The organism is Herbaspirillum sp. BH-1 (assembly GCF_002870055.1).
GTDB classification, from domain to species: domain Bacteria; phylum Pseudomonadota; class Gammaproteobacteria; order Burkholderiales; family Burkholderiaceae_D; genus Herbaspirillum; species Herbaspirillum frisingense.
The window spans coordinates 118,462-143,924 of the sequence record NZ_PKOI01000011.1 but is presented as its reverse complement, the minus strand read 5'-3'; the positions used below and the strand labels follow the sequence as shown (position 1 = coordinate 143,924).

Sequence of the window (25,463 nt, the reverse complement as noted above, 5' to 3'; positions counted from 1 at the left end):
CCTGCAGTCCGATTTGCAGTTTCACCCCGGCTCAGCCGGCAGATGCGGGCATGCCGCGCATCGCACACCACATAGTCATGCAAGAAGTCTCCACCAAGCCCTACCTGCTGCGCGCCATCTACGAGTGGTGCACCGACAACGGTTATACGCCGCACATTGCCGTGGTCGTCGACAGCCGCACGCGCGTGCCGATGCAGTTCGTCAAGAATGGCGAGATCGTACTGAACATCAGCTTCGAGGCCACCAGCGGCTTGAAGATGGAGAACGACAGCATCCATTTCAGCGCCCGCTTTGGCGGTGTCTCGCGCGACATCATGATCCCGGTAGAAAACGTCATCGCCATCTATGCCCGTGAAAACGGCCAGGGCATGGCCTTTGAAGCCCCGGTTGCCGCTGGTGAGGACAATCCTCAGGACGCACCTGTGTCTGAAATCGTCGCCCCAGCCCCGGCACTGTCCTCGGTCCCCGTTTCCGAACCCGAGAAGAAGTCTGCAGATACTGGCTCAAAGGACGATGACGATCCGGAACCACCGAAAAAAGGTGGGCGACCTGTACTGACCCGGATCAAGTAGGCTATAATCGCGGGCTCAAGTTTTGCTGGCTTAGCTCATCTGGTAGAGCACCTGACTTGTAATCAGGGGGTGGCGGGTTCAAGTCCTGCAGCCAGCACCAGTATTTAAAAGGCTCTCCGACCGGAGAGCCTTTTTATTTTGCTTCGCAATTCCGATTTTGCTTCGCAATTTTTACACTTAGCGCATGTTGTCGAAAAACACTCGCGTAATCTTTTGCACGACATCCTGACATTTTCGTGCGATTATTTTTGCAAGAAAGTTGAGCGTTTGGCTCTTCATTGGTGTCAGGAAATGCAAACTGAAATTTTTGAGCTGAGCAGTTCGACGTCCCCAAATTGCTATCGCGTGACCGTCTCATGTGCGGATGATGGTAAATGGCGCACGGGAGAGATCGTAGTCCGAAGCGGTGAGCTGACAAAACTACTGGCCGAGTCGATCTCTGGCATTTTTATTTCGGCTGAAGCGGCTATTGCCCACGCGATAGCATGGGCCATTCTTCATGTTTGGAACTTGGAGAACCCTGGCAAAAGCACCTCTGCAGAGAAAAAATAAGCCGCCAATCATGGCGGCTTGTTTATTTGGTGGGCAAGACCTTGTGACCCCGTCTCTTTCTGACGTATGTTTCCGTCATCGTGATACTGGTATGCCCAAGCTGCTGCTGAGCCTTGCGAATATCTTTGGTCTTGTCAGTTTTATCGGTCGCAGCCTTTGCGCGCAGATCTCGGAATTGGAATTCGTGCCCGCTAAGTCCCGCGGCCGAGCGCGCCGCATCGAATCTGAACCTCAAAGCGTATTTGCTCAGTGGCTGGCCTTCCTCGTTTACTAAGAGTTTGGTGGATACCACCACTCCTGTTATCGCACGTTTTCGTGCTCGAATACGGTCGATCAGGGCGGAGAGTTCACCTTTGATGGCGATCCGTAACTTATGGCCGGTCTTGTTCTGCCGAATCTCGATGTCACCATCGCGCAAGTGCATTTCATCTATCTTCAATAGATCCGCAGGACGACCACCTGTCAGATAGGCTAGATCCATCGCCTCCCGAGTAGGTAGGTCCGCCTTTTCCCAAACAGCCTGGAATGCATCATCGTAGACGTATGTATCGCGCCCAACTTCACGGAATGATTTGATCCCCGCGCATGGGTTGGGGAGGTCGGTCAATCCTTCGGCACGTGCTGCATTCCAGATGTGCGAGATAAGCGATTTTTCGCGATTTGCTGCGACGCGGCCTTCATTACCTTCTACGGCTTCGCCTTTCTTGCGCAGAGATTCTTGCGTGCGCTGCACTCGCCAGGCGAGGAACTGTTTGACATGGATAGGCTTTATTTCAGCGAGAGGTGCGGGTGGATTGTCGAAGAACTCTAACAGTGTTTCAAGCTGCCGCAACTTCTCCTCGCGGGTCTTCGGTGCGTTCTCGATCAGGTACTTTTTTTGGTACACCTCACATGCATAGCGAAAAGTCACTACCTTCGTAACGATGACCGGCGGAGCTGCTTCCAGCTCCGCCCATTTGCGAACGGCTTCGACGTAATTAGAGCCCAACGAGATTTCTTTTCTCGTCTCACCCCCGATTTCGTAGTAATAGTAGATGGTGCCGCTACGTTGTACACGTGCACGCATGCCCCTTGGAAGGTTTGAGTTTTTTGACGGCTTGCGGCCCATATTACGCCCCTATTGCAGCTGGTTTCCATCCGGTTCGCGGTGCTTCGGCTGTGCGGCGGGATTCTACCGCCGACACTAGTACCACCGGTTGACCGCGAGCATTCGAGATAAATGGAATGCCAACTTCTCGTAGGAACGCGGCCTGGAGCTGGTACTTTGATTGCTTGACGCCGGCACGGGTTGTGCCGCGCCGAATACCGGTCAGACGATCCAAGCTTGCATCATCAAGAAAAAGATCACTCATGACCGCGGTTCCCCACGCCCGATTTCACGGCGCAGCCGGCTGCTGTAGTCGCTCAGGCAAAGATGACGTATGCAGCTATCATCAGTAGCGTGGCGCCGGATCGCACCAGCGTCGTCGCAGCCGATGATGTCGGCCAGTGGCACACCACGGAATTGGCCTGCCAGTTCGTTATCCAGCTCCACCCAGGCAAATCGTTCCCCATTGCCCAGGTGCTGACGGATCACCGACACGTATCCAGCCAGCACGCCGTCGTCGGGAGTGCTAAACGTGATGCGGTCCAGGGATTGCGGAGGCTGTAGCACGAAGTCGCGCGGGTGGGCGATGGTAGCGGCGATCACATCAAATTTCACGGGTGCATTCATTGCTTCTTCTCCTTGGTGGCCGTTACAGAACACACGCCAAAGCGATCGACGGCGGCGGCGATCACGTCGCAGCTATGTGCTGCGATGGCGGTGTAGGAATGGCGTGCGCTAGCAGTGCGCACGACGACACGAAACGCGGTCATGGGGCGTTCCCTTTCGTTGGGTTGGGATCTATCGATAGTTCTGTCACGTCGAGCCGGCCAGCGCGCCAGTCCGTGACCTGGCGCGGCGTCCCGTGACGCGGTGACTTGTCCGGCAGCGGCACCATGCGTGGCCATGGACATGCCTTGATGGCATCCCATGAGGCAAGGGCCTGGCGCTGTTCTTCTGCCGTCATAGCCGGTGCTGCCCACGCTGGCCTGTCATCGACCGCCGGCCGGGGCCAGGGGCATGCGCCGAGGGAAAGCCAGGCCTGATCAATCTGCGCGGCCTGGTCGGGCTTGAACATGACCGGCGCTGGCGCCGTCTTCGGTTCGAAGGAGACATCGGCCGCAAAGTCAGGTGCGGCGGGCTGCGTACAGTTATTTACACGAGTCCAAGGGAACCCCGAACCCGCCGATGTGCGGGCGTCGTGCCCTTGAACTGGCGTCCATGTATGCCGAACGGATTTAAAGACTACCCCGGCCATCTGGCGGCATTGCACGCCATAGGGCATGACACGTTCGCACTCTTCATAGCGGCCGGACACAGTCTTGGTTTCCTTCGCAAGCGTGACCATGAGATCGTCACGCTTCACCAGCGCGCCGCCCTGCGCACGTAGGTAGCTCGCCCAGCATGCACGCTTCTCACCCTCGACCTTTTGCACCGCATCCCATGCAGCGGCCATAGCCGGAGGAGCCTGTTTGACCATGTCTGCCGGCACTCGGCGCAGTTCGCGCCAGACGCTGATCGGTGCGCCACCCCATTGCTGGAACTGGCGAATACCCCAGCGAGCCGCCCAGGCTTCCACACGGGCCGAGGGCGTCAGCTCACGGTCCCCCGCCATATCGGTAGTGATGAGATAGCCTTCTTTGGTCTTGTGGTCGGCGACGCCATCGATGTTCTTGGCCACGTACTTAGCTATATAGCCCGCAGCACTGCCTTTTGACCAGTCAATACGCTTCACATCCAGGCGGCGCTTGAATGCGCCAGGCTCGCCGCGATCCACGCGCCAGGCGTATCTCTTCATGACGCGGATAGCGCGGCTGGCCACGTCCTTGACGTGCGGCGTGGTGTAATCCTGCAGTGCGCGCACGAACACCAGCATGTGCCAGTGCGGGCATCCATCGTGATGCGGTTCGGCAATACGGAAGCCGTACAGGCCGATACCGCGACGGGCCAGCGCCGAACGCGCCAGCGCAGTCATCTTGCCCAGGTATCGATTGGCCGTGCGCGGGTCCGAACCGTCATACTTCGGATTCGGCTTACCCGTATGCAGCGTCGCATGGAAGCGCGATGGGCAAGACCAAGTGAGGAACAGGCCCTGATCGTTGCACTCCTTTGCGATGGTCTCGAAACCATTGATGCGCAGCATGAGTTCGCCGCGACGGATGGTCTTATTGGCAGTCGTCTTCTCGGCCAGCTCAGCAATGCTGAATTCTTGGCCGGCCTCATTGCGCACAATCGTCGCTTCCAGAGCGGCGGCATTTCTCCGGTTCTGTGCCAGGCGCGACAGTACGGCGTCATTACTGGCATAGGGCTCGCCGTGATAGTGCACATAGCCCAAGCGAATATTGCCACCCTCAAAGGCACGGCCGACCACCTTGCGCAATTGCCTGCGCCACCAGCGCGGATCCACCACACGCGCAATGATGGCGCTCAGGTCATCATCGTCGACTTCCGGCATATCAATGCCGTAGTCGCTGCATTCTTGTTCGATGAGGTCGCGTGCGTGGGTGTCAGAAATCGCCTTCCACAAGATCTTCTTGACGTTCTCGGCGACTTTCTCGGCCGTAGCGCAAATATCGGCATCATCCTGCGACAGATCCACGCCGGCAGGCACATACTGCTCAGCGAATTCGCGGACGAACTGAACGGCGACCGGCTCAAAAATCTTGTTCCAGTGCCATACCGACATCAGTTCCAGCGCCTGGCTCACGACACGTCCGCGCCACTTCAGCGGAATACGTGCCAGCTCCCCGGCAAACTGCTGCGACTCGACGAAAGCCCGATGGCGACGTCGTGTCTTCGCATCCACTGTTCTAGACTGCATTGAGGGCTCTTTCATACGTCGTAATGGCACGCAGCACGGCATGGCGCATGGCCAGGCGTTCAGCTTCGGTGAAGGAGTGAATAGGGCATTCCCAGCGATCCGCCGAGAATCCCGCCAGAGCGAGGATGTGGCGACGCACTGGCTTGGGCATCGCTGCCCAGGAATAGGCAATCCCGGTTTGGAGATTGGGCCGCCGCCGGTTGCGCAGTAGAGAAATGGATTTCTCTAGTTCGGCCTTGGCAGCTTCATTACCCGGAGGCGTGGGCACCCATGCCGCGCGCTCGCGCAGCAGGTCTGATGCCGGACGGAATGACGCATGGTCCTTGATTCGTGCACCGCGCATCATTACCCTTTCACCAGCCCGAGAGCCGCCAGAAGTGAGGGAGCAAGCAGCAACAGCACAGCGATGCCATGAGCGATCACAGTACGCATTACCATGCTCCCATCAGGCCACCGAGGCGCTGCAAGCGCTGGACGAGGCGAGCTGAAATAACGCTCTTCCCTTGCCAGATCACATTCCACTGCAGTTCGTCCTGCAGCACGGCTTTGCGCATCAGCATGCGCTGGGCGCACTGAAATTCTTTGATGTCGTCGCCCAGGCGAAGCCGCAGCGAGGCGAGGGCAAGGACGGCCGGTTGCTGATCGAGAGCCATGGTGAGGTTTCTTTAGGGTGAGCGAATCCCGCGTGCGCCAAGCGGCGCACGACAGGTCTTAGTCAATTTGGGGTTCAGTGACCGGCTAGGCGGTCACCAGCAAGTCAGGCAGCGCCTGTTCCTTGGGGTGCAAGGTACGCACGGGGCGAGATAGGAAGGCTCACCTCGGGATTGGGCATCGCGGACATGGACACGGTACGAGAAATCTCCAGCGTGGCCACGAAGGTATGGCCGCAATCGACGTTTTGGCATCGATAGGTGATTTCCTTCATCAGCGTAGACATGGTCCGGCTTTTGGCTGCACGTACAGCGCTTTGGCAATGAGGGCACGGCAGGCTGATTACACGCATGTTGTTTTCTTTCCCTTGATGGCATAGAGTGCACGCCCCTTGCCTGTAATACGTTTGATACCTTCTCGAACAGATTGGGCCATGACGAACTCGGCTGCTTGTTCAATCGTGTCGAAGCCCTCACGATTCATGATCACTTCCAGGGCTTCGACTAACGCAGGATGGGTCAACGGTAATTCGATATCAGGCATTGCGAGGCACTGAAAAGTGGCTCGTGAGCGCCTTGGCTTGCACGTTCTGCTCGGATAAGATCGGCATCGAATAGGATTGCGCCAGGGCGATGGCCTGATGCATCAGCAGATCATGGGCCAAGGTGGCCAGGTTTTCGCCTTGGTACTGCGCCAGGGCTTTCATGATGTCGTAGTTGTCGTCGTTGACGCGCACAACGATGCGGCGGTGACGGATTTTACGGGGATCGTCGTACATGGCGGTCTCCGATGTTCAAGCCCGTCCGGCCTTGACGTCTTTGTCGTAGGCGGCCATGCCGCGCAATATCAGCAGGCGCACAAAGGACGAGCGTGTGCGCAGATCCTGGCGGGCCAGCTCAGCCAGTCGTTCTTCTTCATCAGCTTCAAGGCGGAAGGTAACGGCCACCGAAGTATCGGTGTGCGGGCGGCATACGTGCTTGGAGAGGGTAGGCATATGGGATAATCGTTGTACACGTCACTTAGCAATGACGTAAATATAGTGGGCGAACGCCTACATGTCAAACATATTTGTGGTCGTATGGAAGATTTCAAAACCCGGCTTAAAGGCGAGCGGAAGCGTTTGGGGCTAAACCAAGACAAGTTTGCACAGCTTGGCGGCGTCACTCGAGATACTCAGCTCAACTATGAGAACGGCTCAAGAAAACCTGATTCCGATTACCTGCAGCGGTTATCCGACGCAGGAATTGACGTGCTTTTTCTGTTTACTGGAAAGTTGTCCGTTGGATCACTTTCGGACGATGAGGAAGAGCTTTTAGACGGCTATCGAAAACTTGATCTTCGCGCCAAGGCGCGCGTTCTTGGCGTGGTCGAAGGAGCGAGCGACGCTGATACACCTCCTTCCGCTCCAAAAAATCGATCCAACATAACCATTCACGGTGGCGTCGGACAACAAATCCACGGTGAGACCTTTAAGAAGGTAGTGGGACCTCGGATGGTCAAAGCCCCGTCTAAGAAAAAGTCATGAAATAGAACAGTGCCTCTTCAATGTGATAGATGGCTGGGTTGAGGGTTATTTTTACGAAGTAGGGTGGTAATGGTAGGGAAAATTAATATTCGCGGAAACGTTTCTCAGCTCATCAATGGGAATGTGCATAGTATCAGTGGCCCAACGAACATTGGTACTCGGAATTCGAGTGAGGTAATAGACGCGGAAGATCCTCCAAGGATCACTGAATTCCAGCGGAAAAGAATCAACGTATTAGTTAAAGAATGGTCTGCCATTTCCGGTGAAAAGGAAGTCGAAATTTATAAGGTCTTCATGAAAGACTTTGGAATTCGATATTTCCGCGAGCTCCCGATTGAGCATTATTCGACCGTGAAAGAAACGCTAGAGGAATGGATTTCGGCTGGTTCTGCCAAAGCAAGTCCGGTTGCGGTACCAGAGGTGGTGAAAGCACACAGTGAAAGAATGCAACATCAACTTGGATGTCCGGCTTGCATTGAAAAGGGTGCATCTTTCGGACGTGCTCAAAGGGAGGTAATCTCGCTGAGAGCTTTGGCTTTTGCGCTCGCGCTGTTATGCGGATGGCTGCTCTACAAGATGCCAGCTCAAATGTAGTTTTGACTGAGTACTGGTGAGAGCCTTATCGTTTTTATAGTTACTAGCGACTTTAATTTTGGTAGCTGTTCCTGCGGTAATGTTGATGTCAGTGCATTTCGAGGTAGTGCCTGTATTGTTCTTCCGCCACCCGTCGGCTCAAGTCCAAATAACGACATGCCTTGTGCTGCGATAGCTCCCGTCATGTAAGGCCTTCTAACGCTTCGTGCCGACCGCGGTGGCCATCATTTTCGGTTTGCCCACTTCAAGCCATTAGCAGCAACTGCTCGGTTACTAAGCGTTTAAGCTTGTCGTTTTCGGATTCTAGATTTCTGAGTCACCACGCACGCGAGACATCTATACCGCAAAACTTATTTCTGCAGCGGTAAAAGGCGTGCTCCGTAATGTTGTGCCGTTTGCCACAGATCTACTGTCGGAATCCATCTGCTCTTGGCTTCCTTCAAGATGCTGATGATCTGTTCGTCCGTAAATGCATTCTTCAGTGAGTTTTCCTTGGCGTTAGCATAGATAACGCAAGTATCGGTGATTAGAAAAATCGTCTCAGGTCAGTCAAGCCTGGCTATTTTGGTCAACATAGCAGGTTGCCGTGGTGGGAACGGTCACAGCCGTCCAGAATCTACGCAGAGCGGCTTGTCGCGTACCTTTAAGCACTCCCTTTACAACCGCCTTGCTTGAACACTCGCTCAGTCGTTGCCGGACTATTCACGAGCTTTTCCACGGGCCTTCGAGGACGTGCGACCAGTTCGCCGCCGCAATTAGGGCAACTGCCTTTCAATATATCGATAGTGCAATCAGTACAGAAGGTGCACTCGAAGGAACAAATCCTTGCCTCAGTCGATTCTGGCGGGAGGTCTTTATCGCAGCATTCACAGCTGGGTCGTAATTCAAGCATTTTTTCTCCGTTGCGGAACAACTTTTTTTGGCCGAATAGAATATCTCAAGAGCGTAGACGAAGATCTGCTGAGGACTTGGATCATAGTTATCACAGACCCGATGATAAATCAGATTCAAGTTCTCGCGACAATAGCTTTCGATGGGTAACTTGCCAAAATTACTGAAGTAGTAACGGGCCCAAACTTTGCCAAGGTGTCGATAGCGGCTTCCAGCTGCGCCATCTCTTCAACCGGGATCCGAACAAGAAAGCAATCTTCTCCGGTGATGCGGTGGGCATCAATAATCTCGGGCATTGTCACGAAGGTAATCAGGCAGCGTTTGATCTCCGCGTGCGTCTTCCACAGGCCTGAGTGGCAGATTTTTGCAGCAGCGGATATTGGTTTGGTGCGGAAAATTTTATTGCACATGCCTATCATTTCAATAATAATTGAAATATTGAATTAATGAGGCAGGCCATGGAAACAAAATCCGTTATCGCCGCGCTTAGCGCGTTGGCCCAAGAGTCGCGTCTGGGCATCTTTCGCCATCTGGTTCAGGTCGGGCCGAACGGCTGTGCAGCGAGCAAGATTGGCGAGGTGCTGGACATCGCACCATCGTCGCTGTCCTTTCACATGAAGGAGCTGTCACACGCAGGCCTGGTGACGTCGCGGCAGGAGGGGCGTTTCGTCATCTATGCCGCCAATTACGACGTCATGAACGAGGTTCTCGGCTTTCTCACCGAGAACTGCTGCGGTGGCAATCCCTGCTCTCCAGTTAGTGCATGCTGTCCACCATCAGCTGCTGCTACTTGAGGCGGAGTAAGCATGCTGGTAGCGTTTTTCATTTTCCTGATTACCTTGGTGCTGGTCATTTGGCAGCCCCGGGGTCTGGGCATCGGTTGGAGCGCTTGCGGGGGCGCAGCCGTGGCGTTGCCCTTGGGCGTAATCCATTGGGCTGATATTCCAACGGTTTGGCACATCGTCTGGAATGCCACTGCGACCTTCATTTCCATCATCATCATCAGCCTGCTGCTGGACAAGGCTGGTTTTTTTGAATGGGCGGCGCTTCATGTGGCTCGCTGGGGAAAAGGTAACGGCCACTGCCTGTTCGTATTGTTGGTGCTGCTGGGTGCCACAGTATCGACGATCTTTGCCAATGACGGTGCCGCTCTGATCTTGACGCCCATCGTCATCGCTATGCTTCAGGCGCTGCGGTTCTCGCCGCAAGCGACCCTGGCATTCGTCATGGCGGCGGGCTTCGTTGCGGATACAGCCAGCTTGCCGCTGGTGGTGTCGAACCTGGTCAACATCGTTTCGGCGGACTACTTCAAGCTTAGCTTTGCTCAGTATGCCGGTGTCATGATTCCGGTCGACCTGGCCGCGGTAGCCGCTACGCTCCTGGCGCTCGCTATCTTCTTCCGCAAGGATATTCCAAAGAACTACGACCTTTCGCAGCTAGCAGCGCCGGCTGCGGCTATACGCGACAAGGCCACTTTTACGGCTGGTTGGTGGGTGCTTGTGCTGCTCCTCTTAGGCTTCTTCTTGCTAGAAGGCCTGGGTGTTCCCATCAGCGTGGTAGCAGCCGCCGGTGCGTTGATTCTTTTTACCGTGGCCGCGCGGGGGCATGTGATCGCGACGAGAGATGTGATCAAGGGCGCACCATGGCAGATCGTCTTCTTCTCATTGGGCATGTACCTGGTGATCTATGGCCTGCGTAACGCGGGCCTGACGAATCTGCTGACACAGGTACTGAATGGTCTGGCGGAGCATGGACTCTGGATCGCAACACTCGGGACTGGCTTCCTGACGGCAATTCTGTCTTCCATCATGAACAACATGCCGACCGTGCTGGTCGGTGCACTATCCATAGACGCCGCAACGGCGCATGGCACGGTACGCGAAGCCATGGTCTACGCCAACGTGATCGGCTGCGATCTCGGGCCGAAGATCACGCCAATCGGTAGCTTGGCGACCTTGCTTTGGCTCCACGTGCTGGACCAAAAGAAACTCCACATCTCGTGGGGATACTACTTCCGCGTCGGTGCTGTACTCACGATGCCAGTGCTGCTGGTCACGCTCGCAGCGCTGGCGATCCGCCTCCAATAGAACCTGACACATCACCCTGGAAACGCCATGACCACCATCTTTCACAATCCTGCTTGCGGTACATCCCGTAACACTCTGGCCATGATCCGCAATAGCGGGGAAGAGCCAACTGTCATTGAATATCTGCAGCATCCGCCAAGCCGGGAGCAACTGGCAAAGATGATCAAAGATGCCGGCCTGACCGTACGCGAGGCGATTCGCCAAAAGGGCACGCCCTACGCGGAGCTGGGCCTGGATAAGCTCAATCTCACGGACGACCAACTGCTGAATGCCATGCTGGCGCACCCCATCCTGATCAACCGGCCGTTTGTGGTGACAACCAACGGTACTCGCTTGTGCCGCCCGTCGGAGTTGGTGCTGGATATCCTCTCCAATCCGCAGCAGGGCACATTCACAAAGGAGGATGGTGAAGTCGTAGTGAACGCGGAGGGGCAACGTGTCGCACCGGCTCAGTGATCTGCCGAACATCGCGGCAGGCGAGTTTCAAGTCCCGGCGACTAGCGATTTCAAAGGACTCGGCGTATCTAGCCATCGGCCGCGCTTCCTCCTGCTTTACGGCTCCGTCAGAGAGCGCTCATATAGCCGACTGTTGACGATGGAGGCGGCCCGCCTACTGGAGGCATTTGGCAGTGAGGTCAAGGTTTTCGATCCGCGTGGTCTGCCTTTACCGGACAGCGAGCCGGATACGCACCCGAAAGTTGTAGAGTTGCGCGACCTGGCCAACTGGTCCGAGGGGATGGTCTGGTGCTCACCCGAACGCCACGGCGCCATGACCGGCATCATGAAAGCCCAGATCGACTGGATTCCGTTGTCGCAAGGGGCGATTCGCCCCACTCAGGGAAAGACTCTCGCCGTCATGGAAGTATCGGGCGGCTCGCAGTCTTTCAATGCGGTTAATCAGATGCGTGTGCTCGGCCGTTGGATGCGGATGCTGACGATTCCAAACCAGTCTTCGGTCGCCAAAGCGTACCAAGAGTTTGATGACGCAGGCAGGATGAAAGCCTCGCCCTACTACGAAAGAGTCGTCGACGTAATGGAGGAGCTGATCAAGTTCACCCTGCTGACCAGGGATATCTCACAATATCTGACCGATCGCTATAGCGAACGGAGGGAAGCTGCGGCAGAGTTGGAAAAGCGTATGAACCAAGACAAATTGTAGCTGGCGTTTCACCATTGCAGAATGCCTACTCTTGGCTGGGAGAAGATATTCCATCCTATTCGTAAGTCTTCCCCATTAACAGGATATCGGCAACCTTACGCCAGGGATTTATTGAAACTTCGTAGAAATGGGGACCATTTCTTGAATTCTCCACCCAACGAACGGAGGCATTTAGAAATGCACCGATATTGCCGTTCTTCCAGCCCAATATACCCGAAGAGTATGGTGATGGAAGTAAAGCCGCGTGTAATTCAGTTTCTGCGAACCAGTCTGCGGAGAGTACATTCAGAAAATTGATGAAACTCACTTCATCCACCACAGCATCTCGTGCGGACTCAAGTTGTTTCTCCATTTCTTGTTTGATGTATTTCGCGCTCATCTAATATCCTCGTCACATAGCCCGCTTCTGGGCGATAAGCCGTAGCCTCCAATGCAAAGCCGCTATGGGTAATCTAAGGCGGATTCCCCCATGTCCTATTTTCTAGCTGACTGGCCGTTTTTTGACTACCAAACGATGCCTGGAGGTAGATGTCGTTTGCTTAATGTTTGCCTCATTATCGGTTATTGGCAGTGTATTCGTGACTATTTTGCTTGTCGGAAATGGGTGCTGCATAGACAGTAAAGCATCTGACGCAGCCCGCCATATGAGTGCAGAAAAATGGCACATAACGATCACGACCAAGGAGCGCGTCCAGGAAAATGCAGCGGGCGAGAATGAAGAACACTCGAACAAGGGGCAATTGAGCGCGGTCACCAGATGCTAATGTGGCGGGAAAAGTTGCAGCCGATTAGGAGCTGTCTGAGCCGTCGCAATCGAGAATCGCCCAGGCTAGTGAGTCGGACATACGCCGATAGCCGAAGCCCGGGGAGCTCTTACGCTGCCGCGATGAATTACTACGTGTGGCTCCGATCCTTTTCAGGTTGTAGCAGCTGATAATCCTCTAGGCCTGAGAAAGCGCAACTACTTCTGCGCACGCATTTAACGGGACATCATTTCTAGGTTATTGCTATTTGATGCGCTCCCCACTGAGCTTCTTCCATTAATCCTACGTGTCTGTCGGAGATAGATTCTCCGCTTTAGCGAATTGCCTGATGTTCATAAGGCAGATTTTTTCTCATACTATTTGCAGCCCTCTGATATCCGACTCTGGACCCATGGCCACTATTTGGGAGGGGCATGGGCGGACTGTTTCGAGGGCGCACAATATTACTTGTCGAGGACAATGTCGATGTTCGGACCATCTTTTCAGAGGTGTTTAAAAATGAGGGTTACCGCGTTCTGGAAGCTACAAACGGTCGAGAAGCCTATGACCTAATGATGGGGTCTGATGATTCTGTGAACGTTGTTTTGACAGATTTGCGAATGCCGATCATGGATGGGTTAGAGTTGGCGACCTTACTCAAAAATAACCCGCGATTTTCTTCCATTCCGATTGTTCTCCTGAGTGCGACCCCTTTGAAAAACTCTTGGAAAGCATTGGAGGTTTTTGACGCGTTGCTTGTAAAACCCTGCCTCTTCGATGAAGTGGTCTCGACCGTTAAAGCTGTTCAGTAGAAGCGATTCCATATAGCTCACTTTTAGTTTCTGTTATCGTTGCATAGGTCCTCGGGGCCCGACGGTAAAAAATCGAAGATTGGCCCTAAAAATTACGTGAGATCACTTCGTCTTAGCTTCGTTTCTTCTCTTGCGTCTTCGACGAGCCGTCTAATAACAACCCTCCTTCGTACAATTTCTGCGTGAACCGTTGAGCTCATCGGCATAGTTGTTGTTAGCTCTTTGAGGCTGGCAGTGCTTTCGTTAAATCGCTTCTTCATTAGATCTCCTATTGAGAGGTGCCATTTGAACACGCTTTCTGCGCCCTTTACTGCGTCGGGAAAATAATTGGACAGGACGCGTGTCTCGACGCTATCACCATGACTCCACCGATAGAAAAATAAATGAGGTGCATTTCCGTTTTAGAGAAGTAATGGGAGTAAGGTCTGTGCATCCCTTTGCGAATCAAGGCCAGGTAAAAAGCAACTCGCTTGATTCGTTTCCCCCATCCCGACTCTGCCGCCTCTTCAGTTCATTGAGTCCCTCCGTTGAGATGCTTTGCTATCTTTCCCATTGGAGAATCATATGAACAAGATGAATCGCCTTCGAATGGCGGAGCCGGTTCCCGATCACCAAAATTTTCTGGTTGCGGGAAGTGCTCTCTATGTAGACTATTCGGGGCAGCTTGCGGATATCGAATGCATTCAGCAAGTTCTTGAGGACCTCGCGCGTAGTCGTGGAAAGACAAACGACCTTTGTAACCCAAGGCCTCCCATTTCGTCTGAGGACTAGAGCGCGAAAGTGCGCATATACATCGTCCGCAAACCGGTTTTAGTATTCCGAATTTGGTGTCGCCACCTTGCTTGGGGCCAGAAGTTTGGCGCTCGCCAAAACTTTCTTGAAGTTGAGCGAAGGCATCGATCGTCTTATTTCATTCACCTCTTCCTGCCTGGAGGCAGAAATGCGAAATTACTCTAATGGCCGCTTTAACAGTGACGAAATTGTGGCAGCAATAGATAAGCATCGACGAGAACACGGCGACTGTTATTTTGAAAATAGCGAGATCAAAGATTCCACAACTCTTAGTGCAAAGGCGCTGAGCTTTCGTGAAAAGAAGTTAGGGTGGCCAATGAGTCCGAATAGCTTTCGACGGGTCACGTCAGTAAAGATTAAAAAATAGCTGAGAAATTGAAATGAAATATCGGGTTTTGACACCTATTTTTTGGGAGCCATCGAACTGATGGGCGGCCCATGCGGAGGATCTTCCCAGACCTGAAAATCTTATACATAGACAATACACAAAGGACGAATATGTCAGATACCAAACTACCCATGGATCAAAGAAACGAAGACCGGGAACATTTGTCGCCACGCGGACATCCGCAGCAGCATCAAGGGCATAAACCGAATCAAGAGCAAGTAGGTGGGGGCGAGGATCGCATTCGTAAACCGGCTAATGATGTCGGAAGTAATGGTTCCCAACCTCAGCAGCATGAAGTCTCTAAAGGGCTATATGAAAAGCCTAATAAAGACCACCTTACATTGGTGAAAAAAGCAGGTTCCCGCGACTGATCTTGCAAAAGTTGGCTGTAAAGAATCCGTGGACTAAGTAAGGGTTAGGCATGGAAAAAAATTGATCGATGCCGAATATCGGCTTGCGAACTTTCAGGGTAATTCGAATAAAAATACTATCCCAGGTCGCCGAAAAGATCGCCAGAAATGCCACCCTAACTCAGGATTCCTATGTCCATTTTTCAAACTGTAGACGGCTCCGGAAACTTTTCCTACGAGCTCAGATATTCGCACCACTCAGATGGGTGGCAAATGAATAGCATTTCGATTCAACGACGCGATCATCAGATTTTTTCAAAGAAGAATCTCGCAGGAGTTTACCGCGCGGAAGCGGTATTGCTTGAGCAGGGCGTCAACATGTGCGAAGCGGTAATTACCCGTTTTAATCTGAAGCCGCTTTTGCATGCATAGTAGTTGTACGCGCCTTTGAAACCTTTGATGGTATCGCCTGAGTCCAGTGCGATATCCCTGTTAGTAGGAGAAGTTATGAGCAAGGTAAACCGGTGGCGTGAGTTTTCTTTCATAAAGACTGTTTCCTCACCAGAAAAAGGTGTTGAGGCGGACTTGTCGACGAGAAATGATGAGAAATTGGCTGCCAGCCAAATCTTCGGAGCGGACGCTGTTCGAGATCAACAAGCAATCTTAGCAGCTGAGTCGGAAGGACTAGCGATTCAAGAGGACTAGATCTCGTACGTTATCCGTCGGACAGAGAGCCTCAATTGTTGCCCTTGTCTTTCACGTCATTTTTCATTCATTAATATGGACGGACAGCATTTTAATTGAATGATTTTCGCGATCAAATATCGCGACAACGGACATCGCGGCCTGTTCCATTGAATCCTTAACCTGACCGCGATACGAAGGAATGATCGTGTCAAACTTCAATAAGACCCAAGGCTCTCATCGACTGGAGCAGCAAGGATTTACTCCCCACAAGGAGAAGACGTCGAAATCTAACGATGGTCGCTATTCTTCACGCGATGGCGAGAAGGCAAAGCAAGAGCAAGCTGATCAGCAAAGTGACGCTGGCCCACGCCGCTATGAAGGGGGTGACATCTATCGCAGGAACTACACGAGAGAGACTGAGAAGGCTGATCGCTCGCGGTAATGTTGTGTGTGGGCAGGCAGTCCAATTTATTAAAGGGGCCGCAGTTGCGGCCTTTTTAAATGAGGAGTTTGACATGCGATTTCATTTCGAAGATAGAGGCCATGAGGCTGGCTTCGTATGGCTGCGGATTGGGAAGATCGAGGTTATTGAAGTAACTAGTGGTTTAGGAAGCAGCCGTACACGAACAGAGTTTCAAATTCGAAACGCACCTATCAATCTAGAAAGTCAGATTATCGTCTGTCGAAAAGCAATAGCTCAATTTATTCGTGAATCTACTGGCGCAAAGGAAATGTCGATTTCAATTTTCGATGATTCGATTGAACCGTGGAAAGGACAATTGTTTGCGATAACCCCGCTGGATGATCATCTCGATGTGTAAGTGAATCGCTGATCCAGGCCCTTTCCTGATGCACACGCCAGCCATTTGTGTTGAATGGTTGTGCACCTTGCCCGTGATAGCGGGCCGATATCCCAATAGTAGGAGTTTCCCATGGCAGAAAAAGAGCAAAAGCGCGGCAACCGAGAACCGAAAAAACCTAAGAAAAAACCAGTGCCAGCAGTCCCGGTGCAGCGCGCTCATCAAGGACTGTAGTGAAAACGATTCTTAATCATAAAAATCCTGACAACCGCTGGGCCACATCGCCTAGCCTTTGCCTCTGGGGCTATACGGCCTTGCTTCTTCACAGCGGGTTTATCGCGGGGCGTCTCTCCCTGCGGTGCCCTGAAAGGCCAACATGCGCCGATTTTTTCAATTTACGTCCCAACGCTCCGCCCCAGATCCGTGGGCCGATACCGCACCTGTGCGCGAGGAACTGTTCGGCATCGAGCGCCTAGAGCAGCACGCGCGCAGCCTCGCGACGGCTCAGTTAGTTAGCATCCATCCACCTCGGGTTCGGTCGTTGCACAATCGGTTGCGCGAAAACGCCGTTGATCTGCTGCTGGCCTATCGCGCAGGTGCCGCAGAAGTGGCTGCTGGACGCCGTGTAGTCCCGGCCGCTGAATGGCTGCTGGATAACTATCACGTTGTTGAAGCGCAGGTGCGCGAGATTCGCACTGACCTACCGCCCGGCTACTATAAGCAGTTGCCCAAGCTGGCAGATGGTCCGTTGGCGGGCTATCCACGCGTCTTCGGAATTGCGTGGGCATTCGTCGCCCACACCGACAGCCACTTCGATCCTGCCGTCCTCCGCCGCTTTATTGCAGCCTACCAGGAGGTCCAACCACTGGACATCAGCGAACTATGGGCTGTGGCGATCACCCTACGTATCGTGCTGGTGGAGAACTTGCGCCGATTGGCCGATCAGATCACTGTCGGACGCGCGGCGCGCGCCGATGCCCAAAGGCTCGCCGACCGCTTGCTGGAACCGGGCGCAGCCTATGCCGCGTTGAACCAAGATATCGCCACGCGCGCGAGCAACCCTGTGTCCGAACTTTTCGCGGCACAGCTCGCCAAGCGTCTGCGCGACCAGGACCCGCGCGTCACGCCTGCCCTACAGTGGCTGGATGAGCGGCTGCGTGACCAGGGCACGGATGCTGACCAGGCTATCCTGCATGCACAGCAGCGTCAGGGTGCCTCCAACGTCTCGGTGCGCAACGTCATCACCAGCATGCGCCTGATGTCTGACATCGACTGGGCAGATATGTTCGAGAGCACTAGCTTAGTGGACACGCGTCTGCGCGCTAGCAGCACCTTCGCGGAGATGGATTTCCCCACACGCAATCGCTACCGTACGGCGATCGAGCAACTGGCTCGGGGATCACCGTTATCCGAACTCGCTATTGTTGAGCGAGCGTTGGCGTTGGCGCAGGCGGCTTCGCCGAAGTCGCCCGAGCTTCTCGTCCAGAACTCCAGCAGGATAGATCCCGGTCATTACCTGATCGCCGAGGGACGCAGCGAATTAGAGCATGCCATCGGATTCCGGCCGCCACTGGTTCTTCGCATCGACCGTTTTAGTGTCCGCGTCGGGCTTAGCGGATACGTGACCGCCATCCTCGCGCTTGCGGCCATGCTGCTGGGTCTCGCGTTCTGGGCCATGTTTGGCATCGGCAGCTTGGCGATAGCTCCCACAGGGCTGCTGGTGGTGCTCGCGATGGCCGCATTCATTCCCGCGACCGAGGTAGCCACAGCGCTGGTCCAGCGCGCAATTGCGTCCCGCGCTGGCGCAGTGACGCTCCCGGCTTTGGCGCTGGCCGACGGGGTTCCAACCCATTTGCGCACACTAGTTGTCGTGCCCACGCTGCTCTCCGGTGAGGCGGAACTGCGCCGGCATATCGAGAGCCTTGAAGTTCACCATCTGTCTGGTGCCGGTGGTGACCTATCTTTTGCTCTGCTATCGGACGGCCTTGATGCAGATTCGGAAGTGCTAGACGGTGACGCCTACCTGATTGGCATTGCGCAGGACGCCATCGACGCACTTAACCAACGGTATGGACCAGCCCCAGGTGGTAAGCGCTTTTACCTGTTGCACCGGCAGCGCCGATTCAACGCAAGTGAAAACCGATGGATGGGATGGGAGCGAAAGCGTGGAAAGCTCCATGAACTCAATCGATTATTGCGCGGCGCAACTGACACCAGTTTTATGTCGCTGGGTGGTGCTGCCGACAAAGCTCATCAACCCGAGATCCTTGCCAGAGTGCGCTACGTCATCACGTTGGACGCCGATACCCGACTGCCCCGTGACGCAGCGCTGCGCCTGATCGGCAAGATGGCTCACCCCTTGAACTGTGTGCGCTGGAACAATGCCGAACAGCGTGTGGTGGGCGGTTACGCCATCTTGCAGCCACGCGTGACACCAACACTGCCATTGGGCCGCGAGGGATCGCTCTATCAGTGCATTTCGGCCGGTTCGGGTGGCATGGACCCCTACGCATCCGCCGTGTCTGACGTTTACCAGGACCTTTTCGGTGAGGGATCCTACACCGGTAAAGGCATCTACGACGTCGATGCCTTCGAGGCAGCGCTTGCTGGGCGTATTCCTGAGAACACGATGCTTAGCCACGACCTGTTCGAAGGCGTGTTCGCTCGCGCGGGGCTTGCCTCGGACGTCGAAGTGGTCGAAGAATTCCCTGCCCGCTACGACGTCGCTGCCAGGCGCCAACACCGCTGGACGCGCGGCGACTGGCAACTCCTGCCCTGGATACTCGGGCGACGCCATTCAGGTGCGACCCTACCGCCAGTGGGCCGCTGGAAAATGATCGACAACTTGCGGCGCTCCCTGCTGGCGCCCACGAGCCTACTGGCTCTAGCGCTGTGCGCTTGGTTGCCCTGGCCTCAATCATTACAAGCCATGGGGATGCTGGTACTGGCACTGGCGGTGCCGTTCTTTCTGCCCCACATCTCCGGACTAGCGCCAACGCGCGCGGGCATCGGGCTGGGTAGCCAACTACGCCGGTTGGCCAGCGATCTTCGGTTAGCCGTAATGCAGACACTCTGGACGCTAGCTCTGCTTCCGGATCAGACCTGGCGCACGATGGATGCTATCACGCGTACCCTGATCAGACTCTACGCGACGCATCGGCATCTGCTGGAATGGACAACCGCAGCCCAGTCCGCCGCTCGCCCGCGCCCCGGTATAGCTGGCTTCTATGGCCAGATGGCCGGTGGCGTGCTGTTAGCCCTAGTATTCGCCGTGGGCGTTAGCGTGTTCTTTCCTGCAGCATGCGCAATTGTGTTGCCGCTGTCGGCGCTCTGGGTCGCAGCGCCGGTCTTGGCCTGGCGCGTCAGCCGCCGCCCGCCGATCGTGACATCCGGTGCGCCCGAATTCACAGATACCTTGGCTCTGCGCCTTACAGCACGTCGCACTTGGCGTTTTTTCGAAACCTTCGTGACGCCGGCTGAGCACATGCTTCCACCGGACAATTTTCAGGAAGATCCGAAGCCAGTGATCGCTCACCGCACCTCGCCCACCAACATAGGCTTGTACTTGCTGTCGACGGTGGCGGCCCGCGATTTTGGCTGGGCTGGTGCCCTGCAGACTTGCGAGCGTCTGGAAGCGGCTTTCGTCAGCTTGCAGACATTGGAAAGGTTCCGAGGCCATTTCTACAACTGGTATGACACGCGCACGAACCAGGTGCTTGCACCGGCGTATGTGTCGTCTGTGGACAGCGGTAACCTCGCCGGCCACTTGATCGTACTAGCTAATGCCTGCGAAGAATGGATGGGTGCGTCGCTGTCGACGGATTGGACGGAGGGTGCGAGCGACGCACTCGCGCTAGCCCGGGAGTCGGCGTCTGCTAAACCGTCGACCCAAGGGGCACAGGGACAGCGGCTGCTGAGCGTCTTTGCCGAGATCGAGGCAGGGTTCCACGATCCTGCCAGCATGTCACTTCCGGTATTTCAGCGCCTGGCCGATAAGGCGGCAGAAGAAGCGCAGGCACTGGTCCCGGCAATACAAGCGGAAGGTGACGATCTTCTATTCTGGACCAATGCGCTGCAAGGGCGGATCGAGCAACAGGCACGCGACGCCAAGTCATTCGGCGTCGCGGCGAATGCTATCGATGCCCGCTGGCAGGCGTTGGCGCAACAGGCGCGTGCGCTAGCGCTAGGGATGGACTTCGCCTTCTTGCTGGATCCTGAACGCAAACTGCTTTCCATAGGTTATGCCGCAGTGGAGAACGTGCTCGATCCCAACTGCTACGACCTACTAGCCTCTGAGGCGCGACTAGCCAGCCTCTTCTCAATCGCCAAGGGCGACGTATCCACGCGCCACTGGTTCCGCTTGGATCGGACAGCCATCCCCGTAGGACGTGGATCGGCCCTGGTATCTTGGTCAGGGTCGATGTTCGAGTATCTGATGCCCTCGCTGGTGATGCGCGCACCGGCAGGTAGCCTACTGGAGCAGACCAATCGCCTGATCGTGCAGCACCAGATGGCCTACGGTCGGCGGATGAGCGTGCCGTGGGGCATCTCCGAGTCGGCGTACAACGCTCGCGACCTGGAATTTACTTACCAGTACTCCAACTTTGGCGTGCCAGGCCTGGGCCTAAAACGCGGGCTGGCTCAGGATCTGGTGATCGCGCCTTACGCGACCGGTCTCGCTACCATGGTCGATGCACCGCTCGCACAACGCAACTTTGAGTACCTGCAGACGCTTGGTGCGCTCGGGCGCTATGGCTTTTACGAGGCGCTCGACTTCACCCGTGCCCGCCTGCCCGGCGGGTCGCAGGTCGCCATCGTACGCAGCTTTATGGCGCATCACCAGGGCATGACACTTGTCGCAATCGCCAATACGCTCCAGGGCGCTCGCATGCGGGAACGCTTCCATCGTGAACCGATGATCCAGGCCTGCGAATTGCTGCTGCACGAGCGTATGCCGCGCCTCGTCTCTGTGGCGCGTGCGCGCGCTGAAGAGGTGCTGTCTGGCGCAACCAATCCACATGGTGACTTACACGCGGTACGGCACATAGACCCGTCTGTTACGCCGGCCCCTGCTACGCACCTGCTGTCCAACGGGCGTTATGCCGTTATGCTCACCGCAGCGGGTGCTGGCTACAGCCGCTGGCGTGAGTTGGCTGTGACGCGCTGGCGCGAAGACGCGACCCGCGACGACTGGGGCGCCTACATCTATCTACGTGACACGGATACCGGTCAGATATGGTCCGCTGCGGCGCAGCCGCTGGCCGTGTCACCCGATAGCTACGAGGTAGTCTTCGCCGAGGACCACGCCGCCTTTACGCGGCACGACGGCAGCCTGACGACCACAATGGAGGTGCTGGTGTCCGCCGAAGTTGACGGCGAGGTACGCCGCGTCACAGTCGTCAATACAGGCCGCAAGACTCGTGAAATCGAACTCACCTCCTACTCTGAGGTGGTGTTGGCGTCGCCCGCGAGTGATGACGCCCATCCGGCCTTCTCCAAGATGTTCGTGCAGACTGAATATCTCCCAGAGTTCGGTGCCCTGATCGCTACGCGACGCCCTCGCGGGCCGCACGAGCAGCGGATCTGGGCCGCACACTTCGCCGTGGTCGAAGGCATCGTCACGGCACCCGTGCAGTACGAATCCGACCGGGCACGGTTCCTGGGCCGAGGTCGTACATCCGCCACGGCGCAAGCCATGGCGGACGGAGCCATGCTGTCTGGTACGGCCGGTACGGTACTCGATCCGGTTTTCTCGGTGCGACACCGCGTGCGTATCGCGCCCGGTCGTATGGCGCGCCTGGCCTTCTGGACGCTGGTGGCGCCTACTCGCGAAGCGCTACTGGAATTGGTGGACCAGCACCATGACCGTAGCGCCTTCGAGCGTGCTCGGACCTTGGCCTGGACTCAGGCCCAGGTACAGTTGCGACACATCGGCGTCGAAGCCGACGAAGCCGCAGACTTCCAGCGGCTGGCGGCACCTATCCTCTATGCGGATACACGCTTCCGCCCACCGGCCGAGGAGATCGCTCGTGGTGCAGGCCCGCAGTGGGGTTTGTGGCGGCACTCGATCTCCGGCGACTTGCCAATCGTGGTGTTGCGAATCGATGACATCGAGGATATTGCTCAGGTGCGCCAACTACTTCGTGCGCATGAGTACTGGCGAATGAAGGGGCTGAGCGTCGATCTGGTGATCGTTAATGAGCGAGCTTCCTCTTATGTGCAGGATCTGCAGTCCGCTATCGAAACGGCCGTGCGCCGGAGCCAGTCGCCCCTTCGACCACACGGCGAGACGATAGCCCAGGGGGTGGTCCATACATTGCGCGCAGATCTGATGGATGTGTCAGCCCGGGCCTTGCTGCATTCAGCAGCCCGCGTGCTGCTGCTAGCGCGTCGGGGCGACATCGCTCGGCAAATCGGTCTCCTGCCGGAGACGGTGCACTACGCAAGTGCAGGACTCGAATTAGCTACCTATACCCAATCTTCCAACCTGACGAGGCAGGGGCAGAGCACAGAAACGGTGCGGCTGGAGTTCTTCAACGGACTCGGTGGCTTCGATCAGGGCGGTCGCGAATACGTCACCGTACTCACCGACGGACAGACCACCCCCGCCCCCTGGATCAACGTCATCGCCAACCCTGCCTTCGGATTCCAGGTCTCGGCCGATGGCAGCGCAAGTACTTGGGCCGGTAACAGCCGTGAGAATCAACTTACCCCATGGTCCAACGATCCAGTGATCGATCCGACCGGCGAGGCGTTTTTCGTACGAGACGAGTCGAGCGGCGAGCTCTGGAGCCCTACAGCGCAGCCAATCCGCGACGGCGGTACCTACGTTGCACGCCACGGTCATGGCTATAGCCGCTTCACGCACGAGGCGCACGGTATCGCGCTTGGACTGCTGCAGTTCGTGCCACTGGACGACCCAATTAAGGTGTCGCGCCTCACCTTACACAATCTCAGCCCACAGACGCGGCGCCTATCCGTCACGGCCTATGCAGAATGGGTGTTGGGCGCCTCGCGTGCGGTTTGCGCACCCTTCATCCTTACCGAGATCGATGCAGCCAGCGGCGTGCTGCTGGCGCGCAATCCCTGGAGCACAGCCTTTCCGGGTAGAGTCGCTTTCGCCGATCTCGCGGGTCTGCAGACCACTTGGACCGCTGACCGTACAGAATTCCTTGGCCACCGCGGCAGTCTGGCGGCACCCGCTGCATTGCAGAGCCACGCGTCCCTGTCCGGTACGGTGGGTGCGGGCCTGGATCCCTGTGCTGCGCTGCAGTGTAGCCTGGTGCTGCGGCCCGGTGAGTCGGTAGACATCATCGCTCTACTCGGGCAATGCGGCAGCGCGCAGGAAAGTTTAGAACTAGCGGCGCGCTGGCGTGAGACTGATCTGGAAGCCGAACTGCAGCGGGTGCGTGACCATTGGGAAGGGCTGCTCGGTGCCGTGCAAGTGCGCACGCCAGACCGTGCGATGGACATCCTGCTCAACGGTTGGCTTCTCTACCAGACGCTGGCCTGCCGCATCTGGGCCCGCTCGGCGTTCTATCAGGCCAGCGGTGCTTACGGCTTTCGAGACCAACTGCAGGATGGCATGGCGCTCACATTCGCGCGGCCTGAAGAAACGCGTCAACACTTGCTGCGCGCTGCAGGCCGTCAGTTCCTCGAAGGCGACGTGCAACATTGGTGGCTGCCGCATTCGGGCCAAGGCGTGCGCACGCGAATCTCGGACGACCGCATCTGGCTGGCTTTCGCCGCGGCCAGCTATGTGGTCGTCTCGGGCGATACAGCGGTACTTGACGAATCCATCGCCTTCCTAGAAGGCCCCGCGTTGCAGGTAGGCGAACATGATGCCTTTTTCCAACCGATGCTCGCAGGCACGTCTACAACGCTGTTTGAGCACTGCGCGCGCGCATTGGACCAGAGTATCGACCTCACTGGCGAATTAGGGCTGCCGCTGATGGGGACCGGCGATTGGAACGATGGCATGAATCGTGTGGGCCAGGAAGGCCGGGGTCAGAGCGTTTGGCTCGGCTGGCTGCAGGTACGCACGCTGATCCTCTTCGCTCCTCTGGCCGAGGCACGCGACCCCACCCGCGCCGCGCGCTGGCGGGGCCATGTCCAGTCTGTGACGGCCTCGTTGGAACGCGAGGCCTGGGACGGCGCCTGGTATCGGCGCGCCATATTCGATGATGGCACGTGGCTGGGCAGCCGCCATAGCGAGGAATGCTGCATCGATTCGATCGCCCAATCCTGGGCCGTACTGTCAGGAGTCGCCGATCCTGACCACGCACAGATGGCGATGGACTCGCTGCGCTCGCACCTGGTGCTGCCAGAGGCGGGGCTGGCGTTGCTCTTTACCCCACCTTTTGACCACACACAGAGCGATCCTGGCTACATCTTGGGTTACCCGCCGGGCTTACGTGAGAATGGAGGTCAATACAGCCACGCGGCCATGTGGGCCATCCTAGCGTTCACGCAGTTACGCGGCGACCCGCAGGCGGGAGCGCACGCCCATGCCCTGTTCGCTCTGGTCAATCCTATCAACCATGCTCGGACACCTGCTCAGACGGCGCGCTACCGCGTGGAACCGTACGTGGTGGCTGCCGATGTGTATTCGGTATCGCCGCACGAGGGCCGGGGCGGCTGGACCTGGTACACCGGTGCCGCTGGCTGGATGCACCGTGCGGGTATGGAGGGGATTCTAGGCATTCGCCGCGAAGGCGAGGTGCTAATCCTCGATCCGTGTATTCCAGCCGGTTGGCCTGGCTTTGAAGCAAAAATCGTCTTGGGTGCGGCACGCTACATCATCCAGGTCGAATCGCCGGGGATGCGCTGCGCCGGTATCTCGGCAGCTGAACTGGACGGCATGCCACTCACCTGCAATGGTGGCGCATTGCGAGTGCCCGTCACACCGGGTGAGCACCGGCTGGTGGCTACGTTGTGAAGGTATGCTTGTCCCAC

At 56.3% G+C, this 25,463-nt stretch carries 27 protein-coding genes, 1 tRNA gene and 1 pseudogene; 15 read left to right on the top strand and 14 right to left on the bottom strand.

The features are described 5' to 3' along the window. Window positions 1–77: 77 nt before the first annotated feature. The 3 genes from HBH1_RS15805 to HBH1_RS24955 all read left to right on the top strand — a co-directional run bounded on the left by HBH1_RS15805 (window position 78) and on the right by HBH1_RS24955 (window position 1,124). Complete coding sequence (locus tag HBH1_RS15805; protein ID WP_102663542.1) at window positions 78–572, top strand: ClpXP protease specificity-enhancing factor; 495 nt, start codon at window positions 78–80, stop codon at window positions 570–572. A 24-nt stretch (window positions 573–596) separates the two neighbouring features. Continuing rightward, window positions 597–672: transfer RNA gene (locus HBH1_RS15800), tRNA-Thr, on the top strand. A 38-nt stretch (window positions 673–710) separates the two neighbouring features. Next, the gene (locus tag HBH1_RS24955; protein WP_146012867.1) at window positions 711–1,124 is read left to right on the top strand and encodes a hypothetical protein; all 414 of its coding nucleotides are present in this window, start codon (window positions 711–713) and stop codon (window positions 1,122–1,124) included. 22 nt (window positions 1,125–1,146) lie between these two features. On the opposite strand, the gene HBH1_RS15795 is transcribed toward HBH1_RS24955, so the two are convergent. The 10 genes from HBH1_RS15795 to HBH1_RS15750 form a co-directional block, all read right to left on the bottom strand. Beyond that, the gene (locus HBH1_RS15795; RefSeq protein WP_166758059.1) at window positions 1,147–2,232 is read right to left on the bottom strand and encodes a tyrosine-type recombinase/integrase; all 1,086 of its coding nucleotides are present in this window, start codon (window positions 2,230–2,232) and stop codon (window positions 1,147–1,149) included. Between the two features lie 240 nt (window positions 2,233–2,472). Beyond that, window positions 2,473–2,838 carry a hypothetical protein gene (locus HBH1_RS15785; RefSeq protein WP_102663522.1) on the bottom strand — a complete coding sequence of 122 codons (366 nt, stop codon included), beginning with the start codon at window positions 2,836–2,838 and terminating at the stop codon, window positions 2,473–2,475. Beyond that, entirely contained in the window at window positions 2,835–2,981 is a 147-nt protein-coding gene (locus tag HBH1_RS25225; protein ID WP_008330650.1) for a hypothetical protein, read from the bottom strand. Before HBH1_RS25225 ends, HBH1_RS15785 begins: the two co-directional genes overlap by 4 nt. Then, the gene (locus HBH1_RS15780) at window positions 2,978–5,029 is read right to left on the bottom strand and encodes a replication endonuclease (protein ID WP_102663521.1); all 2,052 of its coding nucleotides are present in this window, start codon (window positions 5,027–5,029) and stop codon (window positions 2,978–2,980) included. Before HBH1_RS15780 ends, HBH1_RS25225 begins: the two co-directional genes overlap by 4 nt. Beyond that, window positions 5,019–5,375 (bottom strand): hypothetical protein, encoded by a 357-nt coding sequence (locus HBH1_RS25220; protein WP_233207622.1) that lies wholly within the window; start codon window positions 5,373–5,375, stop codon window positions 5,019–5,021. Before HBH1_RS25220 ends, HBH1_RS15780 begins: the two co-directional genes overlap by 11 nt. An 85-nt stretch (window positions 5,376–5,460) precedes the next feature. Next, complete coding sequence (locus HBH1_RS15770) at window positions 5,461–5,682, bottom strand: hypothetical protein (protein ID WP_102663520.1); 222 nt, start codon at window positions 5,680–5,682, stop codon at window positions 5,461–5,463. 104 nt (window positions 5,683–5,786) lie between these two features. Further along, a complete protein-coding gene (locus HBH1_RS15765; RefSeq protein ID WP_006461598.1) occupies window positions 5,787–6,032 on the bottom strand; it encodes an Ogr/Delta-like zinc finger protein in 246 nt (81 codons plus the stop codon). Continuing rightward, window positions 6,023–6,223, bottom strand: a complete 201-nt coding sequence (locus HBH1_RS15760; RefSeq protein WP_102663519.1) for a hypothetical protein — start codon at window positions 6,221–6,223, stop codon at window positions 6,023–6,025. The genes HBH1_RS15765 and HBH1_RS15760 overlap by 10 nt, the downstream gene beginning before the upstream one ends. Further along, complete coding sequence (locus HBH1_RS15755; RefSeq protein WP_006461600.1) at window positions 6,216–6,458, bottom strand: hypothetical protein; 243 nt, start codon at window positions 6,456–6,458, stop codon at window positions 6,216–6,218. The genes HBH1_RS15760 and HBH1_RS15755 overlap by 8 nt, the downstream gene beginning before the upstream one ends. A 15-nt stretch (window positions 6,459–6,473) precedes the next feature. Beyond that, complete coding sequence (locus HBH1_RS15750; RefSeq protein WP_102663518.1) at window positions 6,474–6,674, bottom strand: hypothetical protein; 201 nt, start codon at window positions 6,672–6,674, stop codon at window positions 6,474–6,476. Between the two features lie 84 nt (window positions 6,675–6,758). Here HBH1_RS15750 and HBH1_RS15745 point away from each other — a divergent pair, with 84 nt between their 5' ends. After that, window positions 6,759–7,205, top strand: coding sequence for a helix-turn-helix domain-containing protein (locus tag HBH1_RS15745; RefSeq protein ID WP_102663517.1), 447 nt, complete (start codon window positions 6,759–6,761; stop codon window positions 7,203–7,205). Window positions 7,206–7,274: 69 nt separating this feature from the next. Then, complete coding sequence (locus tag HBH1_RS24950; RefSeq protein ID WP_146012866.1) at window positions 7,275–7,799, top strand: hypothetical protein; 525 nt, start codon at window positions 7,275–7,277, stop codon at window positions 7,797–7,799. Window positions 7,800–7,983: 184 nt separating this feature from the next. On the opposite strand, the pseudogene HBH1_RS25450 reads toward HBH1_RS24950, so the two are convergent. The 3 genes and pseudogenes from HBH1_RS25450 to HBH1_RS15735 form a co-directional block, all read right to left on the bottom strand. Continuing rightward, a pseudogene (locus tag HBH1_RS25450) lies at window positions 7,984–8,281 on the bottom strand (transposase); the annotation flags it as partial. 161 nt (window positions 8,282–8,442) lie between these two features. Continuing rightward, entirely contained in the window at window positions 8,443–8,691 is a 249-nt protein-coding gene (locus HBH1_RS15740) for a DUF1272 domain-containing protein (protein WP_006461603.1), read from the bottom strand. A gap of 115 nt (window positions 8,692–8,806) precedes the next feature. Beyond that, window positions 8,807–9,100 (bottom strand): Lrp/AsnC ligand binding domain-containing protein, encoded by a 294-nt coding sequence (locus HBH1_RS15735; protein WP_102663516.1) that lies wholly within the window; start codon window positions 9,098–9,100, stop codon window positions 8,807–8,809. 48 nt (window positions 9,101–9,148) lie between these two features. On the opposite strand from HBH1_RS15735, the gene HBH1_RS15730 reads away from it, so the two are divergent. The 4 genes from HBH1_RS15730 to arsH are packed head-to-tail and all read left to right on the top strand — an operon-like array spanning window position 9,149 to window position 11,936. Continuing rightward, window positions 9,149–9,484: an ArsR/SmtB family transcription factor gene (locus tag HBH1_RS15730; RefSeq protein ID WP_199181600.1), complete on the top strand. Its 336-nt coding sequence runs from the start codon at window positions 9,149–9,151 to the stop codon at window positions 9,482–9,484. A gap of 12 nt (window positions 9,485–9,496) precedes the next feature. Next, window positions 9,497–10,777 carry an arsenic transporter gene (locus HBH1_RS15725; RefSeq protein ID WP_102663514.1) on the top strand — a complete coding sequence of 427 codons (1,281 nt, stop codon included), beginning with the start codon at window positions 9,497–9,499 and terminating at the stop codon, window positions 10,775–10,777. A 27-nt stretch (window positions 10,778–10,804) separates the two neighbouring features. After that, window positions 10,805–11,233, top strand: coding sequence for an arsenate reductase (glutaredoxin) (gene arsC, locus HBH1_RS15720; RefSeq protein WP_102663513.1), 429 nt, complete (start codon window positions 10,805–10,807; stop codon window positions 11,231–11,233). Next, window positions 11,214–11,936: an arsenical resistance protein ArsH gene (gene arsH / locus HBH1_RS15715; RefSeq protein WP_102663512.1), complete on the top strand. Its 723-nt coding sequence runs from the start codon at window positions 11,214–11,216 to the stop codon at window positions 11,934–11,936. Before arsC ends, arsH begins: the two co-directional genes overlap by 20 nt. 55 nt (window positions 11,937–11,991) lie before the next feature. Here the strand turns inward: arsH and HBH1_RS15710 are convergent, their stop codons facing one another. Continuing rightward, complete coding sequence (locus tag HBH1_RS15710; protein WP_102663511.1) at window positions 11,992–12,315, bottom strand: hypothetical protein; 324 nt, start codon at window positions 12,313–12,315, stop codon at window positions 11,992–11,994. Between the two features lie 798 nt (window positions 12,316–13,113). On the opposite strand from HBH1_RS15710, the gene HBH1_RS15705 reads away from it, so the two are divergent. The 6 genes from HBH1_RS15705 to HBH1_RS15685 all read left to right on the top strand — a co-directional run bounded on the left by HBH1_RS15705 (window position 13,114) and on the right by HBH1_RS15685 (window position 25,446). Beyond that, complete coding sequence (locus HBH1_RS15705) at window positions 13,114–13,491, top strand: response regulator (protein WP_006461608.1); 378 nt, start codon at window positions 13,114–13,116, stop codon at window positions 13,489–13,491. Window positions 13,492–14,781: 1,290 nt separating this feature from the next. Next, on the top strand, window positions 14,782–15,042 hold the full coding sequence (locus HBH1_RS24945; protein WP_146012865.1) for a hypothetical protein: 261 nt from the start codon (window positions 14,782–14,784) through the stop codon (window positions 15,040–15,042). A gap of 171 nt (window positions 15,043–15,213) precedes the next feature. Then, entirely contained in the window at window positions 15,214–15,453 is a 240-nt protein-coding gene (locus tag HBH1_RS24940; protein ID WP_146012864.1) for a hypothetical protein, read from the top strand. Between the two features lie 75 nt (window positions 15,454–15,528). Continuing rightward, the gene (locus tag HBH1_RS15695; RefSeq protein WP_039874028.1) at window positions 15,529–15,726 is read left to right on the top strand and encodes a hypothetical protein; all 198 of its coding nucleotides are present in this window, start codon (window positions 15,529–15,531) and stop codon (window positions 15,724–15,726) included. Window positions 15,727–16,001: 275 nt separating this feature from the next. Then, on the top strand, window positions 16,002–16,529 hold the full coding sequence (locus tag HBH1_RS15690; protein ID WP_102663509.1) for a hypothetical protein: 528 nt from the start codon (window positions 16,002–16,004) through the stop codon (window positions 16,527–16,529). A 355-nt stretch (window positions 16,530–16,884) separates the two neighbouring features. Continuing rightward, window positions 16,885–25,446: a glycoside hydrolase family 94 protein gene (locus HBH1_RS15685; protein ID WP_102663508.1), complete on the top strand. Its 8,562-nt coding sequence runs from the start codon at window positions 16,885–16,887 to the stop codon at window positions 25,444–25,446. Window positions 25,447–25,463 lie beyond the last annotated feature (17 nt).

Excerpts from the sequence above, each read along its gene's own strand:
- HBH1_RS15805 (WP_102663542.1), top strand. The coding sequence starts at position 78 with ATGCAAGAAGTCTCCACCAAGCCCTACCTGCTGCGCGCCATCTACGAG.
- HBH1_RS15795 (WP_166758059.1), bottom strand. The coding sequence starts at position 2,232 with ATGGGCCGCAAGCCGTCAAAAAACTCAAACCTTCCAAGGGGCATGCGT.
- HBH1_RS15785 (WP_102663522.1), bottom strand. The coding sequence starts at position 2,838 with ATGAATGCACCCGTGAAATTTGATGTGATCGCCGCTACCATCGCCCAC.
- HBH1_RS25225 (WP_008330650.1), bottom strand. The coding sequence starts at position 2,981 with ATGACCGCGTTTCGTGTCGTCGTGCGCACTGCTAGCGCACGCCATTCC.
- HBH1_RS15780 (WP_102663521.1), bottom strand. The coding sequence starts at position 5,029 with ATGCAGTCTAGAACAGTGGATGCGAAGACACGACGTCGCCATCGGGCT.
- HBH1_RS25220 (WP_233207622.1), bottom strand. The coding sequence starts at position 5,375 with ATGATGCGCGGTGCACGAATCAAGGACCATGCGTCATTCCGTCCGGCA.
- HBH1_RS15770 (WP_102663520.1), bottom strand. The coding sequence starts at position 5,682 with ATGGCTCTCGATCAGCAACCGGCCGTCCTTGCCCTCGCCTCGCTGCGG.
- HBH1_RS15765 (WP_006461598.1), bottom strand. The coding sequence starts at position 6,032 with ATGCGTGTAATCAGCCTGCCGTGCCCTCATTGCCAAAGCGCTGTACGT.
- HBH1_RS15760 (WP_102663519.1), bottom strand. The coding sequence starts at position 6,223 with ATGCCTGATATCGAATTACCGTTGACCCATCCTGCGTTAGTCGAAGCC.
- HBH1_RS15755 (WP_006461600.1), bottom strand. The coding sequence starts at position 6,458 with ATGTACGACGATCCCCGTAAAATCCGTCACCGCCGCATCGTTGTGCGC.
- HBH1_RS15750 (WP_102663518.1), bottom strand. The coding sequence starts at position 6,674 with ATGCCTACCCTCTCCAAGCACGTATGCCGCCCGCACACCGATACTTCG.
- HBH1_RS15745 (WP_102663517.1), top strand. The coding sequence starts at position 6,759 with ATGGAAGATTTCAAAACCCGGCTTAAAGGCGAGCGGAAGCGTTTGGGG.
- HBH1_RS24950 (WP_146012866.1), top strand. The coding sequence starts at position 7,275 with ATGGTAGGGAAAATTAATATTCGCGGAAACGTTTCTCAGCTCATCAAT.
- HBH1_RS15740 (WP_006461603.1), bottom strand. The coding sequence starts at position 8,691 with ATGCTTGAATTACGACCCAGCTGTGAATGCTGCGATAAAGACCTCCCG.
- HBH1_RS15735 (WP_102663516.1), bottom strand. The coding sequence starts at position 9,100 with ATGTGCAATAAAATTTTCCGCACCAAACCAATATCCGCTGCTGCAAAA.
- HBH1_RS15730 (WP_199181600.1), top strand. The coding sequence starts at position 9,149 with ATGGAAACAAAATCCGTTATCGCCGCGCTTAGCGCGTTGGCCCAAGAG.
- HBH1_RS15725 (WP_102663514.1), top strand. The coding sequence starts at position 9,497 with ATGCTGGTAGCGTTTTTCATTTTCCTGATTACCTTGGTGCTGGTCATT.
- arsC (WP_102663513.1), top strand. The coding sequence starts at position 10,805 with ATGACCACCATCTTTCACAATCCTGCTTGCGGTACATCCCGTAACACT.
- HBH1_RS15710 (WP_102663511.1), bottom strand. The coding sequence starts at position 12,315 with ATGAGCGCGAAATACATCAAACAAGAAATGGAGAAACAACTTGAGTCC.
- HBH1_RS15705 (WP_006461608.1), top strand. The coding sequence starts at position 13,114 with ATGGGCGGACTGTTTCGAGGGCGCACAATATTACTTGTCGAGGACAAT.
- HBH1_RS24945 (WP_146012865.1), top strand. The coding sequence starts at position 14,782 with ATGTCAGATACCAAACTACCCATGGATCAAAGAAACGAAGACCGGGAA.
- HBH1_RS24940 (WP_146012864.1), top strand. The coding sequence starts at position 15,214 with ATGTCCATTTTTCAAACTGTAGACGGCTCCGGAAACTTTTCCTACGAG.
- HBH1_RS15695 (WP_039874028.1), top strand. The coding sequence starts at position 15,529 with ATGAGCAAGGTAAACCGGTGGCGTGAGTTTTCTTTCATAAAGACTGTT.
- HBH1_RS15690 (WP_102663509.1), top strand. The coding sequence starts at position 16,002 with ATGGTCGCTATTCTTCACGCGATGGCGAGAAGGCAAAGCAAGAGCAAG.
- HBH1_RS15685 (WP_102663508.1), top strand. The coding sequence starts at position 16,885 with ATGCGCCGATTTTTTCAATTTACGTCCCAACGCTCCGCCCCAGATCCG.